18 protein-coding genes are annotated in these 20012 nt (G+C 62.7%); 13 read left to right on the top strand and 5 right to left on the bottom strand.

What is annotated here, in order from left to right; all coding sequences use genetic code 11:
* Positions 1 to 36 precede the first annotated feature (36 nt).
* The 3 genes from I6L37_RS03505 (at position 37) to I6L37_RS03495 (ending at position 3155) form a co-directional block, all read left to right on the top strand.
* On the top strand, positions 37 to 375 hold the full coding sequence (locus I6L37_RS03505) for a tRNA-binding protein (RefSeq protein ID WP_216993286.1): 339 nt from the start codon (positions 37 to 39) through the stop codon (positions 373 to 375).
* A gap of 171 nt (positions 376 to 546) precedes the next feature.
* Positions 547 to 1989: an amino acid permease gene (locus tag I6L37_RS03500; RefSeq protein WP_216993285.1), complete on the top strand. Its 1443-nt coding sequence runs from the start codon at positions 547 to 549 to the stop codon at positions 1987 to 1989.
* Between the two features lie 188 nt (positions 1990 to 2177).
* Entirely contained in the window at positions 2178 to 3155 is a 978-nt protein-coding gene (locus I6L37_RS03495) for a bile acid:sodium symporter family protein (RefSeq protein ID WP_216993284.1), read from the top strand.
* 62 nt (positions 3156 to 3217) lie between these two features.
* Here I6L37_RS03495 and ovoA read toward each other — a convergent pair whose 3' ends face one another.
* The 4 genes from ovoA to I6L37_RS03475 form a co-directional block, all read right to left on the bottom strand.
* Entirely contained in the window at positions 3218 to 5368 is a 2151-nt protein-coding gene (ovoA, locus tag I6L37_RS03490; RefSeq protein WP_216993283.1) for a 5-histidylcysteine sulfoxide synthase, read from the bottom strand.
* Between the two features lie 251 nt (positions 5369 to 5619).
* Positions 5620 to 6126 (bottom strand): DinB family protein, encoded by a 507-nt coding sequence (locus I6L37_RS03485; protein ID WP_216993282.1) that lies wholly within the window; start codon positions 6124 to 6126, stop codon positions 5620 to 5622.
* A 75-nt stretch (positions 6127 to 6201) separates the two neighbouring features.
* Positions 6202 to 7056 (bottom strand): S-formylglutathione hydrolase, encoded by an 855-nt coding sequence (fghA, locus tag I6L37_RS03480; protein WP_216993281.1) that lies wholly within the window; start codon positions 7054 to 7056, stop codon positions 6202 to 6204.
* 48 nt (positions 7057 to 7104) lie between these two features.
* Positions 7105 to 8232 (bottom strand): S-(hydroxymethyl)glutathione dehydrogenase/class III alcohol dehydrogenase, encoded by a 1128-nt coding sequence (locus I6L37_RS03475; RefSeq protein WP_216993280.1) that lies wholly within the window; start codon positions 8230 to 8232, stop codon positions 7105 to 7107.
* A gap of 120 nt (positions 8233 to 8352) precedes the next feature.
* Between I6L37_RS03475 and I6L37_RS03470 the strand changes: the two genes are divergently transcribed.
* Entirely contained in the window at positions 8353 to 9258 is a 906-nt protein-coding gene (locus I6L37_RS03470; RefSeq protein WP_216993279.1) for a LysR substrate-binding domain-containing protein, read from the top strand.
* 115 nt (positions 9259 to 9373) lie between these two features.
* Here I6L37_RS03470 and I6L37_RS03465 read toward each other — a convergent pair whose 3' ends face one another.
* Entirely contained in the window at positions 9374 to 10237 is an 864-nt protein-coding gene (locus tag I6L37_RS03465) for a YicC/YloC family endoribonuclease (protein WP_042072599.1), read from the bottom strand.
* A gap of 146 nt (positions 10238 to 10383) precedes the next feature.
* Here I6L37_RS03465 and rph point away from each other — a divergent pair, with 146 nt between their 5' ends.
* From rph to I6L37_RS03420, 9 genes are all read left to right on the top strand, one after another.
* A complete protein-coding gene (gene rph, locus I6L37_RS03460; protein WP_216993278.1) occupies positions 10384 to 11100 on the top strand; it encodes a ribonuclease PH in 717 nt (238 codons plus the stop codon).
* A gap of 85 nt (positions 11101 to 11185) precedes the next feature.
* A complete protein-coding gene (pyrE, locus tag I6L37_RS03455) occupies positions 11186 to 11839 on the top strand; it encodes an orotate phosphoribosyltransferase (protein ID WP_042072597.1) in 654 nt (217 codons plus the stop codon).
* A gap of 178 nt (positions 11840 to 12017) precedes the next feature.
* On the top strand, positions 12018 to 14438 hold the full coding sequence (locus I6L37_RS03450) for a heavy metal translocating P-type ATPase (protein ID WP_216993277.1): 2421 nt from the start codon (positions 12018 to 12020) through the stop codon (positions 14436 to 14438).
* A gap of 10 nt (positions 14439 to 14448) precedes the next feature.
* Positions 14449 to 14838, top strand: coding sequence for a Cu(I)-responsive transcriptional regulator (gene cueR, locus I6L37_RS03445; protein WP_026457258.1), 390 nt, complete (start codon positions 14449 to 14451; stop codon positions 14836 to 14838).
* Between the two features lie 192 nt (positions 14839 to 15030).
* Positions 15031 to 16185 (top strand): GGDEF domain-containing protein, encoded by a 1155-nt coding sequence (locus I6L37_RS03440; protein ID WP_216993276.1) that lies wholly within the window; start codon positions 15031 to 15033, stop codon positions 16183 to 16185.
* Positions 16186 to 16215: 30 nt separating this feature from the next.
* Positions 16216 to 16479, top strand: a complete 264-nt coding sequence (locus tag I6L37_RS03435; protein WP_026457260.1) for a YihD family protein — start codon at positions 16216 to 16218, stop codon at positions 16477 to 16479.
* Between the two features lie 196 nt (positions 16480 to 16675).
* Positions 16676 to 18127: a cytochrome c oxidase accessory protein CcoG gene (gene ccoG, locus I6L37_RS03430; protein ID WP_216993275.1), complete on the top strand. Its 1452-nt coding sequence runs from the start codon at positions 16676 to 16678 to the stop codon at positions 18125 to 18127.
* A 99-nt stretch (positions 18128 to 18226) separates the two neighbouring features.
* Positions 18227 to 19216, top strand: coding sequence for a serine/threonine protein kinase (locus tag I6L37_RS03425; RefSeq protein ID WP_216993274.1), 990 nt, complete (start codon positions 18227 to 18229; stop codon positions 19214 to 19216).
* A gap of 148 nt (positions 19217 to 19364) precedes the next feature.
* Entirely contained in the window at positions 19365 to 19973 is a 609-nt protein-coding gene (locus I6L37_RS03420; protein ID WP_042027154.1) for a thiol:disulfide interchange protein DsbA/DsbL, read from the top strand.
* The last annotated feature ends 39 nt before the right edge of the window (positions 19974 to 20012 follow it).

Here is a 20012-nt window from a genome sequence, read left to right as displayed (position 1 = left end):
TACCCCGTTAAACCCAACCAGAAAAGGAAGAACACAATGAGCGAGGTGATCGAGTTTGCCGAATTCAAGCGAGTCGAGATGAAGGTGGGCAAGGTGCTGGAGGTGGTGCGCCACCCGGGTGCCGACAAGCTCTATATCGTCCAGATCGATGTGGGTGGCGAGCGTTCCCTGCAGACCGTCACCAGCCTGGTGCCCTACTACAGCGAGGCGGAACTGCTGGGCAGCCAGGTGGTGGTGCTGACCAATCTCAAACCTACCAAGATGCGCGGAGAGCGTTCCGAATGCATGTTGCTCTGCGCCGAGACGCCGGACGAGAGCCAGAGCGTGCTGCTGCAGCCTCGGGTGCCGATGGCGCCGGGTACCCCGATTGTGTGAGTGATTGACGGCGCCAGCGCGACCACTGCGCGCTGGCTTGCCGCAAGGCCGCCACAGACGGCCAGTTTGACCATAACAAGAGAGTAAAGGGCGGGGCCGACAGACCCTTACCGAACACATTCAGAGTCATCAGCGCCTCAGAGAGGAGGCGCGATTTCATTGGAGGACATCATGTCTGAATCCGTACGCGGCACCATAGGCAAGTTTGCCCTGTTGTCGATGACCTTTGCCGCTGTGTTCAACGTGCGCAACATCGTCAACAACAACATCGAGCTGGGGCTGAGCTCCGCCCCCATCTTCCTGCTGGCGACCATCGTCTACTTCATCCCGTTCGTCTTCATCATCGCCGAGTTCGTCTCGGCCAACAAAAACTCCGAGTCGGGGATGTATGACTGGTTGAAAAAGCCGCTCGGCACCCGGATGGCCTATCTGGGCTCGTTTCTCTACTGGTTCGTGAACCTGTTCTGGTTCGTCTCCCTGTTGCCCAACGTCATCGCCTACGCCTCCTACGCCATGCTGGGGTATGAGTACAGCTTCTCCCCCATGGTCACTTCGATCATCTCCATCGCCCTGTTCGCAGCGGCGACCCATATCTCCACCAAGGGGGCGAGCTGGCTTGGCAAGATTGCCGAGCTGGTGGCCTACGGCGTGTTCGCCCTGTTCGCCATCTATGTGCTGGGGGCGCTGATGGCGCTCGGCGGTGACCATGTGCCGGCCCAGCCCATCACCCTGGAGGCGATGACCCCCACCGTCAATTGGGCGACCCTCGGTATCATGTGCTGGATCTTCCAGGCGGCCGGTGGCGCCGAGACGGCGGCGGCCTACCTCAATGACGTGAAAGGGGGGCAGAAGTCTTTCATCAAGGTGATCATCAGTGCGGGTATCGTTATCGGTGCCATGTATGCCCTCGGTTCCCTTTTGGTGAACGTGTTCGTGCCGCGCGAGAGCCTCACTTATGCCGGCGGCATGGTGGAGATCTTCACCGGCATGGCCCAGTACTTCCAGATCTCCGAGACCCTGGTGGGGCGCTTCGTCGGCGTGGTGCTGTTCATCGCCATGTTCGGTTCCATGATGATGTGGACCTCGGCCCCGGTGAAGATCCACTTCTCCGAGATCCCCAAGGGGGTCTATGGCGAGAAGACCACCGAGCTCAACCAGCACGGGGTGCCGGTGCGCGCCGCCTGGTGGCAGTTCGTCTTCGTGTTCGCGATGCTGGTGGTCAACGGCTTTGGCTCCGAATCGGTGCAGCAGATGATGAACACCGCCATCAATCTCACTGCAGGGACTGCCATGTTGCCGCCGATTTTCATCATGGTGGCCTACTTCGTGTTCCGCTGGAAACATGACGACACTCCCCGCGAGTTCCGCATGGGATCGCGCAAGTTCGGCATGGGCGTGGTGTCGGTGCTGATCGCCATCTTCGTGGTGAGCATGAGTGCCTCGGCCTTCCCGACCGGGGTGGATCTGGTGCGCGCTTTCTTCATCAACGTCTTCATGACGGCTGTCTTCTCGGCGCTGGCCTACTGGTGGATCTCCCGCTTCGAGAAGCGCCAGGCGAGCAAACTGGCGGCCGGCAAGTCGGCTGACGGCGTCAATCTGGCCCGCCAGCCTTGAACCATGCCCGTGCGAGGGGATAACCCCTGACAAGGCCGGTCACGGTGCGGCTTTGCGCCGGCAGGTGATCGGGGTAAGCTGGGGACTCGTTGCAGCAGGAGGTGTCAAACACCTCCTGCTGTGTTTTTTGCCACCCTGGCGCCCGCTCACCCCATGATGACGGTTTGCCTCTTTGCCGGAGACGGTTCGTGCGTCTGGATCCCTTTACCTCTGTGTTGATCCTGGTGGTCGCCCTGGCCTCCTTCTTCCCCTGCGAGGGGCCGGTGGCCGTCTGGTTTGGCTGGCTGACCAAGCTGGCGGTGGCGTTGCTCTTCTTCATGCATGGCGCCAAGCTGTCGCGCCAGAATCTGCTGGCGGGGCTGGGCCACTGGCGGCTGCACCTGGTAGTGATGCTCAGCACCTTCCTGCTGTTCCCGCTGCTGGGGCTGCTGCTCACCCCGCTGGTACCCCAATGGCTGAGTCCGGCCATCTACCTCGGTTTCCTCTACCTTTGCGCCCTGCCCGCGACTGTGCAGTCGGCCATCGCCTTCACCTCCATGGCGGGGGGCAATGTGGCAGCGGCGGTGTGCAGCGCCTCGGCCTCCAGCATCCTTGGCATCTTCCTCTCCCCCGTGCTGGTGGGGCTGATGATCCAGGTACAGGGGGAGGGGATCGACACCTGGCACTCGATCCAGGCCATCATGGTGCAGTTGATGCTGCCGTTCGTGGTGGGCCACCTGTCGCGCCCGCTCATCGGTCGCTGGGTCGACAGCCACCGGCCGCTCATCGGCAAGCTGGATCAGAGCTCCATCCTGCTGGTAGTTTATGTGGCCTTCAGCGAGGCGGTGGTGCAGGGGATTTGGCATCAAGTAGGTTGGTACGATCTCGCCAGTATCGTGCTGCTGAGCTGTGTGCTGCTGGCGTTGGTGCTGGGCTGGAACGTCTGGATCAGCCGCCGCCTCGGCTTCAACAGGGCGGACGAGATCACCATCGTCTTCTGCGGTTCCAAGAAGAGCCTGGCTAACGGGGTGCCGATGGCCAACGTCATGTTCCCGGCTGCCAGCGTCGGGATCATGGTGCTGCCGCTGATGATTTTCCACCAGATCCAGCTGATGGTCTGTGCCGTGCTGGCCCGTCGCTACCACGAGCAGGGCGCCGAGTCCCGGGTCTCACATCAGGTGGGATAAGCCGTCCGGACAGCACAAAAGAGAGGGAGGCCAGTTGGCCTCCCTTTTCGTTTGCTGCCGCGTCAGCGTTTGCGCCACACGGTGAGCTGGGCCACCGTGTGCTGATGCTTGCGAGCGGTCTCGCGGATGACGAAGGGCACCTCCCGCGGCGGAATATGCTCCTCGAACTCCGCCGCCAGCAGCCGCTGCAGCGCCTGATAGGTGGTGAGCGCCTCGCCGTTTTCGCGGATGCCGCCGAGCCAGTTGGCCTTGGGGGTGTACTCCGTCAACCAGGTGTAGGGGCTGGTGAGCACCAGCAGGCCGCCACTGCGCAGGCGCGGGGCAATGTCCCGCAGGAAGCGGGCGGGTTCCCGCAGTCGGTCGATGAGGTTGGAGGCGAGCACCAGATCGTAGTGGTCATATTTGGGCTTGAGGTTGCAGGCATCCCCCTGGCTGAAGTGGATGCGTTCTACCTGCTCGCGGCCCAGATCGTGGCTGGAGAGCCGCGCCTCGCAATACTCCACCAGATCCCCCTCCAGCGGCATGGCGTAGCGGAAGCTGTCCTGGCTCGCCAGCGCCAGTGCCACGTCGATGAAGCGGGCCGAGTAGTCCACCCCGTCTACATGCTGGAAGTGGCGGGCCAGCTCGAAGCTGGCGCGGCCGGTGGCGCAGCCGATATCCAGTGCCCGCTGGTGGTTGTTGCATAGGTCACTGGCCAGATCGGCCAGAGTCTTGGCGTAGTTGGCCACCCCGAAGCGGGTCGGCCCGTACTGGAAGTCGAGGTATTGCGCGACGAGGGTGTCGGTTTCGTAAGGGTTCACAATGACGGGTTCCTGATAACGGGAGACCAGATAGCGGAAGCCCGCATGCTGGAAGAAGTGGCGACGAAAGGCGTAGCGGGATGACTTGAGTGCCTCGTTGCCGGTGCTAATCCAGCTGCCGCCCTTGATCAGGGTGTGCTTGCCATCGAAGGTGGGGGTGGAGAAGTCGTCGTAGAGTGGGTGCACCTTGAACCCCTCGAATCCATCGATGGCGGTGCCGGTCCACTGCCAGACGTTGCCCACCAGATCGAAGAAGTTGCCCTGGGGGCAGGCATCCACCGGGCAGGAGGAGGCGAAGCGGGCGAGATTGATATTGCCGGGGGCCTCCACCCAGTCCGGCTGATCCCCAGGCACCCGCTCACGCAGCAGCATCCACTCCGCCTCGCTCGGCAGCTGGATGGGCAGCCCGGTCTGAGCCGCTTTCCAGCGGCAGAAGGCGGCGGCCTCCAGCTGGTTGACCTCCACTGGCCAGTCCCAGGGCATGGCGACCTGTTCCGCCATCAGCCGCAGCTGCAGTTGGCCGGGGTTGGCCGGGTCGCCGACCCAGAAGGTGGGCATCCGGGCCCTGGCATACTGGCGCCAGCCCCAACCCTCTTCATCCCACCAGGTTTGCGTGTCATAGCCCCCCGCCTGCACGAAGTCGAAATATTCGGCGTTGCTCACCAGCATGCGGCTGGCCTGGAAGGGGGCCAGCTCGATGTGGCGCTCGCCATATTCGTTGTCCCAGCCGTAGGTGGCGTCCTGTTTGCCGAGTTTCACCCGGCCGCCGGCCACCGGCAGCAGGCTGTTGGCGGGCACTTCGTTACGGCGATGGCGCGCCTCGGCGCAGACCGGCCACTGGGGCTGGCTGCGCACCCTGGCTAGCGGCAGCTGGCGGATCAGTACGCTGGAGGTCTCGAGGTGGATGCGCTCGTGCTCTATCCCCATCAGGATGACCCAGGCCGGGCTCTGCCAGTCGATGGGCAGTTCGAGCGGCATCTTCTCGATAAAGTCGATCACCAGGGCCCGCACGCGGGCGCGATAGGTGCGCAGCTCGCCGATAGCAGGCCAGTCGTAGTGGGTCTCGTCGAGATCGTCCCAGCTCATCTCGTCCACCCCGATGGCGACCATGGCCTCGATGCGGGGGTCGAGCCGGCTCTCGATGAGGCGGGCCGCCAGCAGCTTGTTGATGAAGAAGGCGGCGGTGTGGCCGTAGTAGAAGATGAGCGGGTGGCGCAGGGGGATCGCCTTGTTGAACCAGGCGCGTTCGTCGGCCAGGCAGTCGAACAGGGAGTCGTAGAGATCGAAGGTCTGGCAGAAGTAGGCGAGCAGCTCGCGGCGCTTGTGCTCGGGATCGCTGCCGGTCAGCAGCGGGGTACGGGTTGGCGCGGGCAGACCGACATCGGTGGAAAACAGGGGGCTGGCTTGGGTCACGCTTTGACTCCTTGTTGGCAGTGAAGACTGACAAGGCGGTGGTAAATCCATTACCGCGCTGGCGAGCTCTGTGGGCACAAAGTATCACTATTGGCTCAACAGACCGGCGCAGCAACCAAAAACTTGCACGGGTCGTCAGCCTCGTGGGTTCCGGCGCCGTGAGTCGGCAGGGCAGTTGCCCGGCGTGATGACAGATGACAAAAGGCCCCGCAGGGGCCTTTTGTCATGTCGGGCTGTCGGGGTCTGCAGCCTCAGGCGAGCGGGATCGCGAGACGCAGATCCGCATTCAGCCGCATCAACAGCCACTGCATGCCGGCGAGATGCTGGAGGTCGTGGCTGACGAGCAGGCGAACCAGACCATCCAGGGTTATCTCGCCATAGCCGCCATAGCGGGCGCGCCGCTGCCAGGCCGAGGCGGGCTGCGCCTTCAGCCAGTCGACCGTCTCGCTGCGGGCGGCGCGAAAGCGTGCCAGTTGCACGGCGGGATCCTGCTGCCGGTACTGGTTGTCCTGCGCCAGTTGATAACCATCCAGGGAAGCCAGCTCGGGCAGGCTCTCCTCCAAAGTGCGGCGAAAGCGCACCTGATAGCCCAGGGTTTCGATGTCCAGCAGGTGGCAGAGGTGCCCCCGGGCGCTGAAGCGCTCGGAGGGGATGCCGGCCCAGTTGGCCGGCTCCCAGTCCAGATGGTCGGCTGGAACTTGTGCCAGCAGTTGCTCAAATTGATCCGGCATGGCTAGCAGGGTAGTGAAGAGAGGCATCCTTGTTTCTCGTTCCTTGTATATCAGGGCCGCCGAATCACGGCGGCCACCGGGTATGTGTCTAATGGCGAGTCGTCACTCCTGGGCCGGCTCACCCAGATGGCGGGCATGGAAGCGCAGGTGCGCCTCGATAAAGCTCGCCACGAAGTAGTAGCTGTGGTCGTAGCCGGGGTGGCGGTTGAGCTCCAGCGGCCACCCCTTGCCGGCGGCGGCATCGGCCAGGGCATCGACATGCAGCTGCTCGGCCAGGAAGGGATCGTCCAGCCCGACATCGACCCGGGTCGGCAGTGGCTTGACCGGCTCATTGCGCAGCAGCAGGCAGGTATCCCACTCCTGCCACAGCAGGGGGTTGTTGCCGAGGTAGGCGCCGAGTGCCTTCTGGCCCCAGGGGCAGCGGCTCGGATGACTGATGGGGCTGAAGGCCGATACAGAGCGGTAGCGGCCAGGCTCGCGCAGGGCGGCGATAAGCGCCCCGTGGCCCCCCATGGAGTGACCGCTGATGGCGCGTTTCGTCGAGACCGGGAAGTGGGTCTCGATGAGCTCGGGCAGCTCGCGGGTGACGTAGTCGTACATCTGGTAGTGATCGCGCCAGGGGGTCTGGCTGGCGTTGACGTAGAAACCGGCACCCATGCCAAGGTCATAACCGGGATCGTCCGCTACCCCTTCGCCGCGAGGACTGGTGTCCGGCGCCACCAGGGCGATGCCGAGCTCGGCGGCGATGCGCTGGGCGCCCGCCTTCTGCATGAAGTTTTCATCGGTGCAGGTGAGGCCGGAGAGCCAGTAGAGCACGGGCACCTTCTGGCCGGTGAGGGCCTGGGGTGGCAGGTAGATGGCAAACTGCATGTCGCAGCCGAGCACGGTGGAGCTGTGGCGGTAGCGCTTGTGCCAGCCATCGAAGCTCTTGTTGCTGCTGATAATGTCCAGATTCATCAAGGAACTCCTGCACCCCGCCCGCAGTGGCGGGCGGGGTGATCATGCTCAGTAGTGGATGACGGTGCGGATGCTCTTGCCTTCGTGCATCAGATCGAACGCCTCGTTGATCTGCTCAAGCCCCATGGTGTGGGTGATGAAGTCGTCCAGCTTGAATTCACCCTGCATGTAGCGCTGCACGTAGCTCGGCAGCTCGCTGCGACCGCGCACGCCGCCGAAGGCGCTGCCGCGCCAGACCCGGCCGGTGACCAGCTGGAACGGGCGGGTGCTGATCTCCTGGCCCGCGCCGGCCACCCCGATGATGACAGACTCGCCCCAGCCCTTGTGGCAGCACTCCAGCGCCGCGCGCATCACCTTGACGTTGCCGATGCACTCGAAGGAGAAGTCGACGCCGCCGTCGGTCATCTCGACGATCACTTCCTGAATCGGCTTGTCGAAGTCATTCGGGTTGATGCAGTCGGTGGCCCCCAGCTTGCGGGCCAGCTCGAACTTGCTCTCGTTGATGTCGATGGCGATGATGCGGCCGGCCTTGGCCAGGCGGGCGCCGATCACGGCGGAGAGGCCGATGCCGCCCAGCCCGAAGATGGCGACGCTCTCACCTTCCTTGACCTTGGCGGTGTTCATCACGGCGCCGATGCCGGTGGTGACGCCGCAGCCGAGCAGGCAGACCTCTTCCAGCGGGGCGGCCGGGTCCACCTTGGCGATGGAGATCTCGGGCAGCACAGTGTACTCGCTGAAGGTGGAGGTGCCCATGTAGTGATAGATGGGTTGGCCATCCTTGGAGAAGCGGGTGGTGCCGTCCGGCATCAGCCCCTTGCCCTGGGTGGCGCGGATCTTCTGGCACAGGTTGGTCTTGCCGGATTTGCAGAACTTGCACTCGCCGCACTCCGGGGTGTAAAGCGGGATCACGTGATCCCCCACCTTGACGCTGGTGACGCCCTCGCCGACCGACTCGACGATACCGCCCCCCTCGTGACCGAGAATGCAGGGGAAGACCCCTTCCGGATCCTCACCGGAAAGGGTGAAGGCGTCGGTGTGGCAGACGCCGGTGGCGACAATGCGCACCCGTACCTCGCCAGCCTGGGGCGGCATGACCTCGACTTCTTCGATGGAGAGGGGCTGGCCCGGGCCCCAGGCGATGGCGGCCTTACACTTGATGCTTTGAACCTGTGCCATGAATGATGTCCTTATGGTTGAGCAGGGTGAACGGAATTGGGTTCGGACATCCAGTGTAGTTTCCCGTCGATTTAGTGATAATAAGGCGAAATCTCAAATCACTTTTACACATAGGTAATAATGTTCGGCTGGGAAGGGATCTGTGAATTTGTCAGCGTGGCGGAGCAGGGGGGCTTTACCCCGGCGGCGCGCAAGCTGGGGGTGTCGGTGGCTCAGGTCAGCCGTCAGGTGGCGCAGCTGGAGGATCGGCTGCAGGCCAAGCTGCTGCTGCGCACCACCCGTCAGGTGCGGCTCACCGAGCTCGGCGAGATCTATTACCGCCACTGTCGCCAGCTGCTGGACAACCTCTACGAGGCGGAGCTGGCGGTGGGGCGCCATCAGGCGGTGCCGCAGGGCACCCTGCGCATCACGGCCCCCGTCTCCTACGGCGAGAGCCGGGTCGCGCCCCTGGTGAACGACTTCATGGTGCGCTACCCCCAGCTGGAGGTGACCCTCAACCTCACCAACCAGCTGCTGGATCTGGTGCACGAGGGTTACGATCTGGCACTGCGGCTCGGCCACCTCAAGGACTCCAGCCTGGTGGCGCGCAAGCTGGCGCAGCGGGTGCCCTATGTCTGTGCCTCGCCGGCCTACACCGCCCGCCACGGCATGCCCAACAGTCTCTCGGAGCTTGCCCGTCACACCTGTCTGGTGGGCAACAGCGACGAGTGGTACTTCACTCTGGATGGCCGCTCCCACAGTGTGCGGGTGCACGGCCTGCTGCAGTGCAACAGCGGGCACGCCCTGCTCGATGCCGCGCTCAAGGGGATCGGCATCATTCAGCTGCCGGACTACTACGTCAGCGACCATCTGGCCAGCGGCGAGCTTATCGAGCTGCTGCCCGAGCTGCGGGCGCCGGCGGAGGGGATCTGGGCCCTCTATCCCCACAACCGCCACCTCTCGCCCAAGGTGCGGCTGCTGGTGGACTATCTGGCCGAGCGGCTCGGCGCCCCCCAGCAACCGGCCCTGACCCGGCCGATAGGCTAGAGGAGTGCTCCAGGAGCTTGTTCCTGGGCTGCGCTGGCCGGACAAATAAAAAGCCCTTGAAATTCAAGGGCTCTTTCAATCGGTTACTGCGGCGACAGGCTCGCCTTGCGAGGCATCACTCGATGTTCTGGATCTGCTCGCGCATCTGCTCGATGAGGACCTTCAGCTCGACGGCGGACTGGGTCACTTCGGCGTTGATGGACTTGGAGCCGAGGGTGTTCGATTCGCGGTTGAACTCCTGCATCATGAAGTCGAGACGACGGCCACAGGCGCCACCCTTCTTCATGATCTTGTTGGTCTCGCTGATGTGCATCTCCAGACGATCCAGCTCTTCGGCCACGTCGATCTTCTGGGCCAGCAGCACGATCTCCTGCTCGATGCGGGTCGGATCCAGCTCGACTTTGGCTTCGGCCAGACGGTCGGTGAGCTTCTGGCGCTGCCACTCGATGATCTGCGGCAGGTGGGCGCGCACCTTGGTCACTTCCACCTGGATGCCAGCCAGACGCTGCTCGATCAGCGCCTTGAGGTTGGCCCCTTCACTGGCGCGGGAGGCGAGGAAGTCGTCCAGGGTCAGGTCGAAACCGCCCATCAGTTCGGTGGCGACCGCATCCATGTCCTGCTCGGCGGCGGCCATCACGCCCGGCCAGCGCAGTACGTCGACCGGGTTGAGCTGGCCCTGGCCTGCTTCTTTCATTACCCAGCTGGCGCTGTCGATGATGAGCCTGGCCAGCTCTTCATTGATATGAAGCTGGCTGGCGGCGGCCTGAGCGGCCTCGAAACGCAGGTTGCACTCCACCTTGCCACGCTGCAGTTTGGCGCGGAAACGCTCACGCAGTACCGGCTCCAGGCTGCGCAGTTGTTCCGGCAGGCGAATGTAGGTTTCCAGATAGCGCTGGTTGACCGAACGAATTTCCCAAACGGCTGTGCCCCAGTCGCCCTTGAATTCCTTGCGGGCGTAGGCGGTCATGCTGTGAATCATTGATTGTTCCGGGCTTGATGAAGTGTGGGGGCAGTATACCCAGCCAGGCTGGTGCCGTCAGCCGCTGCCTTGGTTTTAGCGGCTGATATTTGGGGCAGGATCACTTATACTCCTGCGCCAATTCAGCCAGCCCAGAGGTCCGTCCCATGCCACGTCCCAGCGATCGCACCGCCGCGCAAGTTCGCCCGGTTACCATCACCCGTCATTTCACCAAGCATGCGGAAGGCTCGGTGCTGGTGGAGTTCGGTAATACCCGCGTGCTTTGCACCGCCAGCGTCGACACCAGCGTGCCGCGCTTCCTGAAGGGCAAGGGCCAGGGCTGGGTGACCGCCGAGTACGGTATGCTGCCGCGCTCCACCCATTCCCGGATGAACCGCGAGGCAGCCTCCGGCAAGCAGAGTGGCCGCACCCTGGAGATCTCCCGTCTGATCGCCCGCTCCCTGCGCGCCGCCGTGGATCTGACCGCGCTCGGTGAGCACACCATCACCGTGGACTGCGACGTGCTGCAGGCCGATGGCGGCACCCGTACCGCGGCCATCACAGGGGCCTGCGTCGCCCTGGTGGATGCCCTGAACTGGATGCTGGAGAAGGGTCTGATCAAACAGAGCCCGCTCAAGCAGATGATCGCCGCCGTCTCCGTCGGCATGTTCCAGGGCGAAGCCATCTGCGATCTGGAGTACGTGGAAGACTCCGCCGCCGAGACCGACATGAACGTGGTGATGACCGAAGACGGTCGCATCATCGAGGTGCAGGGCACCGCGGAGGCCGAGCCATTCACCCATGAGGAGTTGCTGGCCATGCTGGCGCTCGCCAAGGGCTGCATCGAAGAGATTATCGCGCTGCAGAAGCAGTCGCTCTCCTGATTTCTGTTTTGAAAAACGCGGCATTGGCCGCGTTTTTTATACCCGAGACTTACCCCCACATACGCAAGCCAAGCAAGGAGCCAGAATGAAAGCCTACCAGCGTCAATTTATCGAGTTCGCCCTGGAGAAGCAGGTCCTCAAATTCGGTGAATTTACCCTGAAATCCGGTCGCAAGAGCCCCTACTTCTTCAACGCAGGCCTGTTCAACAGTGGCCGCGATCTGGCCCGCCTCGGCCGCTTCTACGCCGCCGCCCTGATGGATGCGGGCATCGAGTTCGATGTACTGTTTGGCCCGGCCTACAAGGGGATCCCCATCGCCTCCGCCACTGCGGTGCAACTGGTGGAGCAGCACGACGTGGACGTGCCCTGGTGCTTCAACCGCAAGGAGGCCAAGGATCACGGCGAGGGCGGCAACCTGGTGGGCAGCCCGCTCAAGGGGCGCATCATGCTGGTGGATGACGTCATCACCGCCGGTACCGCCATTCGCGAATCCATGGACCTGATCCAGGCCAACGGCGCTTCCCTGGCTGGCGTGCTGATCGCGCTGGACCGCCAGGAGAAGGGCAAGGGCGAGCTCTCCGCCATTCAGGAGGTGGAGCGTGACTACGGTGCCCACATCATCGCCATCATCCAGATGAGCGATCTCATCGCCTATCTGGAAGAGAAGCAGGCAGAGCAGCCGGAACTGGCTACGCAACTGACTGCCATGAAAGCCTATCGCGCCCAGTACGGCATCTGAGCTGTCGTTCATCCCGCGCAATAGCTGAATGTGGCGCCCGTTTGCTCCTGGGTAGCAAACGGGCGCCGTTTTTTCATCTGCAAAAAGTGGATCATGTGGCTTGAGTTTACCCTTACAGTAAAGGTTAGGGTTTGGTCATCGGCGCTATTTTGGCCGATTGGTTCCGGGGAGGAACAAGATGACCACTCATATTCAATTACCCATCCATCTGCAGCTGCCAATCACAGGCATGAGTTGTGCCAATTGCGCCAGCCGCATCTCCGCCGCCCTTAATCAGCTTGAAGGGGTGACGGCTTCCATCAACTTTGCGCTGGAACAGGCCGCCATCGAGCTGGACGATCCGGGCCGGCTGCCTGCGGTGCTGGAGAGCATCAAGGGGCAGGGCTACGACTACGGCAGCGAATCCTTTACCTTCCAGATCAGCGGCATGACCTGCGCAGGCTGCTCGGCCCGCCTCGAACGGATGCTGACAGCCCTGCCCGGCGTGCTCTCGGCCGAGGTCAATTTCTCCATCGAACAGGCCCGCATCACCCAGGTGCCCGGTATCCTGACCCCCGCCTCCCTGCGCGAGCAGATCGAGGCGCTCGGGTTTGGTGCCCAGCTGGCGCAAGGATCGGCCAGCGCCCGCCGCCAGCAGTTGCTGGAGCGAGAGGCGCAGGAGTCTGCCGCCGCCCACCAGGCTCTGATCCAGGTTATCGTCTCGGCGCTGCTGACTCTGCCGCTGCTGGTGGGCATGCTCGCCATGGCTGGCCTGCTGCCCTGGCATCTGCCCGCCTGGCTGGAGCTGGTGCTCGCCACGCCGGTGCAGTTCTGGGTAGGCAGACGCTTCTATCGTGGCGCCTGGCTCGCCATCAAGAATCGCTCCGCCAATATGGACGTGCTGGTGGCGACCGGTACCAGCGCCGCCTATTTCTACAGCCTCTATCTGTTGCTGACGCTGGGGATGGCCGCCAGTGGCAAGCTCTATTTCGAGGCAAGCGCCATCATCATCACCCTGATCTCCCTCGGCAAATTGCTGGAAGCCAGGGCCAAGCGCAGCACCCGCTCCGCCATTCGCGAGCTGATGGCGCTGCGCCCGGATACTGCCACCGTCTGGCGCGGCGAGAGCTGGCAGAGCGTGGCCATCGATGATGTGCTGCGCGGCGATCGGCTGCGGGTGCTGGTGGGCGAGCGGGTACCGGTGGACGGCAGGATCCTGCGCGGCGAGAGCGAGCTGGATGAGTCGATCCTCACCGGTGAGAGCCTGCCGGTGCCGCGGGGACTGGGGGAGAGCGTGCTGGGCGGGGCCATCAACCGCTCAGGGGTGCTGGAGATCGAAGCCACGACCGTGGGGGAGGACTCCAGCCTCAGCAAGATCATTGCCCTGGTGGAAAATGCCCAGATGGGCAAGGCGCCGCTGCAACAACTGGTGGACAAGGTTTCCGCCGTGTTCGTGCCAGTGGTGATGGCCATTGCCCTGTTCACCCTGCTGGCCTGGTATGCCTATAGCGGTGACTTCGGTCAGGCGCTGCTGGCCGCGGTGGCCGTGCTGGTGATTGCCTGCCCCTGCGCCCTGGGCCTGGCCACGCCGGCGGCCATAGTGACCGGCACCGGGGTGGCAGCGCGCCACGGTATTCTGATAAAAGATGTGGACACCCTGCAGAAGGCTCACGCCATCAAGGCGCTTATCTTCGACAAGACCGGTACGCTTACTCAGGGTCGGCCTGTGTTGGCGAGCTGGAGCGGCAGCGATGAGCAGCTGCGCCTGGCCGCGGCCCTGCAGCAGGCGAGCGAGCACCCGCTGGCGCAAGCCATGCGCGAGGCGGTCGGTCAGGACGCCGTATTGCCCCAACCGGAAGCGGTGGAGGTGCGGGTTGGCGCTGGCATCATGGGTCAGGTGGCGGGCCATACGGTCGCCATTGGCAACACCAGCCTGTTGACCCAGCTTGGCATTGCACAGCCGCAGCAGGATGAACAGCCCGCTGACGGGGCAACCCGGGTCTGGGTCGCCATCGATGGAGTGGCGGTGGGCATAGCGGCCCTGGCCGATACCCTGCGACCGGAGAGCCCGGCCGCCATCGCCACCTTGCGCCAGCGCGGCATCGCCAGCTGGTTGGTGAGCGGCGATGCGCCGGCGCCGGTGGCCCATATCGCCGCCAAGCTGGGGCTGGACGGGGCGTTTGACTCAGTGCTGCCGGCCGGCAAGGTGGAGAAAGTCGAGGCGCTGCGGGCGCGTACCCAGGGGTTGGTAGCCATGGTGGGGGACGGGGTGAACGATGCCCCAGCGCTGGCCGCGGCGGACGTGGGGATCGCCATGGGCTCCGGCTCCGACGTGGCGATGGAGACTGCCTCCATCACGCTTATGCGAGCTGATCCGCGGCTGGTGGCCGATGCCATCGATATCTCGGCGGCCACCTGGCGCACCATACAGCAAAATCTGTTCTGGGCTTTCGTATTCAACATCATCGGTATTCCGCTGGCGGCGCTGGGCTACCTCAGCCCCGAGCTGGCGGGGGCGGCCATGGCCCTGAGCAGCATCACGGTATTGAGCAATTCCCTGTTATTGAAACGCTGGCAGCCCAAGGCGGGCAACCATGCTGGCACCCGAACAGACATGTAAGGAGTCATCCATGAACATCAGCAAGGTAGCCAAAGCCACTGGGCTGACCGCCAAGACCATCCGTTACTACGAGAGCATCGGCCTGATTTCGGCGCCGATCCGCAGCGACAACGGCTATCGCAGCTATACCGAGGGATCGCTGCGGGAGCTGCGTTTCGTCAAGCGGGCACGGGAGACCGGGTTCAATCTGGAGGAGTGTCAGGAGCTGCTGGCGCTCTATCGGGATGAGCACAGATCCAGTGCCCAGGTGAAGAAGCTGGCCCAGGAGAAGATCGTCGATCTGCGTGCCCGCATTGCCGGTCTGCAGGCCATGCTCAGCTCCCTCGAGGGGCTGGTCGGTTGCTGTCACGGGGATGAAAATCCTGAATGCCCGATCCTCGACGAGCTGGAAAAAGGCTGAAATCCGGCCCGGCAGACGCCGGCGTCATGATGGAAAAAAGAGGGAGGCAGGTCGTTTGTGAACGGCTTGCCTCCCTCTTTTTGGTCGGCATCCGGCTGCGGCAAAGTTGACTAACTTCTTAATAAAAGGCGCTTTATTGTTGCTCACTGGGGGGGATGGTAGACTGTTCGGCTCTTGTACAGGAGTACTCAGTTGACCCAGAGTGTGACACACCAGGTGAAGCAGGCCATCATGGTTCAGCTTTATACTCACGCCTTGTTCAGTCTTCCCTGTCTGGGCCTGCTGGCGTTTGGCTGGAGTCTGCTGTTTCATGACTATCTGCCCGTCAGCGAGGCGCTGGGCTGGTTGGCCGCTGTGTTCCTGTTGCTGCTGTTCCGCTATTGGCATCTGCGCTGGCGCCAGCCCGCGTTGCAGCGAACAGCTGTGCCTGTCCTGGAGCGGGAGATGTTCATCGGGGTGACCGTCACCTCCATCATCTGGGCCCTTGGCGTGCTGCTCTACATGGACAAGCTGCCGGATACCTATCGTGCCGCCATGATGATGCTGACCAGCCTGATCCTCACCGGCAGCGCCATCATGCTGTTTGGCTCTCGCCGCATCGTCTATGGCGCCGTGCTGCCGCTGGGGCTTGCCATGCTGTTCGAGCTCGGAGTGGGCAACGAGCAGGAGCGGATCGTTTCCACCATGCTGGCTGGCTACCTGTTCGTCTTTTTGCCGACCCTGCTGCGCCGCCTGCGCCGGGATCAGGTTGCCTCCCTCTATCACCGTTTCTCCAACGCCGATCTGGTGGCCGAATTGAAGGCGGTGTCGGAGCATCTGCGCCTCACCTCCCGTCTAGACGGGCTGACCGGTATTGCCAATCGTGCCCATCTCGATGACTGTCTCGAGCGGGCGTGGCGCCGCTGTCATCGTGCCAGGGCGCCGCTCTCTCTGGTCCTGCTGGATGTGGATTATTTCAAACAGTTCAATGACTTCTATGGTCACCAGCTGGGCGATGACTGCCTGCAACAGGTAGGCAGACTGCTGGCCGGGGTCGAGCGGCGGGAAGATGATCTGGCGGCCCGTTATGGGGGCGAAGAGTTTGCCTTGCTGCTGCCCTGTACCGGCATGCAGGGGGCGCTGCAGGTGGCGGACAGGATACGCACCGCACTCAAGGAATTAGGCATTCCCCACCAGAAATCCCTGGTCTCGAGCCGGGTCACCTGCAGCTTTGGCGTGGCTACCCTGATCCCGGACAGCAGCATGAAAATCGCCGATTTGATCCAAAAAGCGGATGCGGCCCTCTATCAGGCCAAGCATAATGGGCGGGATCGAATCGAAGTGGCCTTGATGGGTAAGGTTGCCTGAGTTTAACGTGACAGATTGAAGAGGTTGTCTATGCAATGTCATCGTATCGAAGAGCTGCTGGAGTTGTTGCAGCCTGCCTGGATCAAGGAACAGGATCTCAGCCTGGTGCAGTTTGTAGCCAAACTGGCCAAAGAAGCGGGATTTGAAGGTCCCCTGTCCGAGCTGACCGACGACATGCTGATCTATCACCTCAAGATGCGGGAATCCGACAAGCAGGCGATGATCCCCGGTCTGGCCAAGGATCATGTGCCGGATTTCAAGGAAGCCCTGCTCAAGGCGCGCGGCATCAAGTGACCCCGGGCGGTGTGCTGGACACCTGGCCTGGTTTCAGTGGAATCTCTTTGAAGGCGTTTCGTCAATGGGCGAAACGCCTTTTTTGTTACCGAAATTTGCGATCGATCGCCAATATTAGATACATCTAATCCACACAATTAGCAGGTTGTTTAAGATATAATCCGCTCCATAACAAATAAGGGAGCGATGTCTTGCAATGGCCGATCATGAAAAAATCGATATCAAGGATGTCACCGACAAGAGCGTAACCGGGACTTTCAACCCCAACACGTTCAAAGCCAGCGACGACAGATTCAACCCCGGCAACCGCATCTATGTCCGGGCCCAGACCGGTTACTGGCAGCGGGTACGCAAGGGAATGGGGTGGTTCTTCGTCGCCCTGTTCGTGCTGCTGCCCTGGCTGCGCTACGAAGGGCGCCAGGCGATACTGTTCGACCTCGCTCACCAGCAGTTCCACATCTTCGGTGCCACCATCTGGCCGCAGGACCTGACTCTGCTCGCCTGGATCTTCATGATCGCCGCCTTCGCGCTCTTCTTCGTGACTACCTTCCTTGGCCGGGTCTGGTGTGGCTATCTCTGCCCGCAGACGGTCTGGACCTTCATGTTCATCTGGTTTGAAGAGAAGCTGGAGGGGCCTGCCAACAAGCGGCGCAAGCTGGATGCGGCGCCCTGGAGCGGCGAGAAGCTGGCCCGCAAGGGGGCCAAGCACCTGGCTTGGTTGCTGATCTCGCTGGCGACCGGCCTTACCTTCGTCGCCTACTTCCAGGATGTGACCAAGCTGGTGCCCGACGTTCTGACCCTGCAGGCGGGGGGCTGGGTGATGTTCTGGGTGATCTTCTTCACCATCTGTACCTACGGCAACGCCGGCTGGATGCGCGCCATCATGTGTATCCACATGTGCCCCTATGCCCGCTTCCAGTCCGCCATGTTCGACAAGGACACCTTCATCGTCGGCTATGACACCAAGCGCGGCGAGACCCGCGGTGCCCGTGCCCGCAAGGCGGACCACAAGGCGCTGGGGCTGGGGGACTGCATCGACTGCGATCTGTGCGTGCAGGTTTGCCCGACCGGCATCGACATTCGCGACGGCCTGCAGTACGAGTGCATCAACTGTGGCGCCTGTGTCGACGCCTGCGACCAGACCATGGAGCGGATGGGCTATCCGAAGGGGCTCATCAGCTACACCACCGAGCACAAGCTGGCCAACGACTCCACCCATGTGGCGCGGCCCAAGCTGATTGGTTACGGCCTGGTGATGGCCATCATGCTGGGGGTGTTCGTCTATAACGCCATGTCCATCATGCCGATGGGGCTCGATATCCTGCGGGATCGCAACCAGCTGTTCCGCGAGAACAGCGAAGGGCTCATCGAGAACACCTACACCCTCAAGATCCTCAACAAGACCCTGCAATCCCAGACCTATCAGCTGGGCGTGGAGGGGCTGCCGGAGCACGAGTGGTTCGGCCCGCGCGAGGTGACCCTGAAGGCGGGAGAAATTTATACCCTGCCGGTGAGTCTGGCGGTCGACCCCTACAACCTGAAGCGGCCGGCCCTGGACATCCAGTTCGTGCTCAAACGCGAAGGCGCTGCTGACGATGACAGCAAGGGCGCCCTGCGCCAGGCCAGCAAGTTTATCAGCCGGCTATAACGGCAGGGGGGACAGTCAGACTCATCAAAGTGGTTGCCCGGTTCAGGCATCCATCTCAACGAGTGGTGATAGAATGGGGCGCTACGGCGCCCCTTTCTCATGGTGGATGACATGCGTTTCAACTATTCCGATCTCACACCCGACCTCATCATGGATGCGCTGGATCTCAGCGGTCTGCGGCTCGACTCCGGCCTTATCGAACTCAACAGCTACGAGAACCGGGTCTACCAGTTTCAGGACGAGGACCGTCGTCGCTATGTGGTGAAGTTCTACCGCCCCGGCCGCTGGAGCCGGGCCCAGATCCTGGAGGAGCACGAGTTTGCCGCCCGTCTGGCCGAGGCGGAGATCCCGGTCGCCGCGCCTCTCTCCTTCGCGGGGGAGACCCTGCTGGAGCATCAGGGCTATCCGTTCGCCATCTGGCAGAGCGTCGGTGGCCGCCAGTTCGAGGTGGACAACCTGGATCAGCTGGAGTGGGTGGGGCGCTACCTTGGCCGCATCCACCAGATTGGTGCCAGCAAGCCGTTTCACCATCGCGTCCGGCTGGATGTGGAGAGCATGCTGCACGAGCCGCGTCAGCTGCTGGCGGCCGGCGAGTGGCTGCCGTGCGGGCTGGCCAAACAGTTCTTCGGCGTGCTCGACGAGCTGATCAAGCATGTGGGCGATGCCATGAGCCTGGATGTCTCCCACATCTCCCTGCACGGCGACTGCCACCCGGGTAACATCCTGTGGCGCGATGGTCCCCTGTTCGTCGACCTCGATGATTGCCGCACCGGCCCCGCCATCCAGGATCTCTGGATGATGCTGAGTGGCGAGCGCCACGAGCAGCTGGTCCAGCTCGATACCCTGCTGGCGGGTTACGAGGAGTTCATGGAGTTCGATCCGCGCGAGCTGGCGCTCATCGAGCCGCTGCGGGCCATGCGCATCGTCCACTACATGGCCTGGCTGGCGCGGCGCTGGGAAGATCCCGCCTTCCCACGTCACTTCCCCTGGTTCAATACCGAGCACTACTGGCGTCAGCAGATCGCAACCCTGCACGACCAGCTGGAGGCGCTCAAGGCGCCGCCCCTGACTCTGACGCCGGGTTGGTGATCGGGGCGCAACCCGGCTGGTGACGAGCGCGGGAGGAGGGACCCCTGGTCACTTCTTTGCCATTGACGGCGAAGGGGGGACGCAATAGGCTTGGCACTGCTTCGGTTCGCCGGGCGTGCCTCACAGTGATCCCTTAACAGGAAACATCATGAAAAAAATCCTATTTTTCCTCGCTGCCATGCTGATGATGCCCATGGTTCACGCCGCCCCCGAATTCAAGGAAGGCGTTAACTATGACGTGGTCAAGCAGACTGGCACCGCCCAGCCGGAAGTGTTGGAGTTCTTCTCCTACTACTGCCCGCACTGCTCGACCTTCGAACCGATCGTGGAACAGCTGAAGCAGGATCTGCCGCAGGGCGTTCCTCTCAAGAAGAACCCGGTTGCCTTCCTGGGCCGTGAAATGGGCCCGGAGATGCAGCGTGCCTACGCGCTGGCGACCCTGCTGAACGTTGAAGGCAAGCTGACTCCGGCCATCTTCAACAAGATCCATACCCAGCGCAAACCGCCGATGAGCCGCGATGACGTGAAGCAGATCTTCGTGGACAACGGCGTGCCGGCCGAAGAGTTTGATGGTGCCGTCGACAGCTTCGCCGTCTCCGGCATGGTTTCCCAGTTTGACCGCAACACCGAGAGCTACAACATTCGCGGTGTACCGGCCTTCCTGGTCAACGGCAAGTACATGGTGAAAATCGAATCCATTACTTCCCAGGAACAGTTCAACCAGCTGGTGAAATTCCTGCTGGCCAAGAAAGACTGATCCAGAGTGACCCGATGAAAAAAGCCCGCCGGTGCAAAC

It is taken from the genome of Aeromonas sp. FDAARGOS 1407 (genome assembly GCF_019048725.1).
Taxonomy (GTDB): domain Bacteria; phylum Pseudomonadota; class Gammaproteobacteria; order Enterobacterales; family Aeromonadaceae; genus Aeromonas; species Aeromonas enteropelogenes.
Note: the sequence above shows the minus strand (reverse complement) of the source record. Positions and strands in the feature narration are given on the sequence as shown.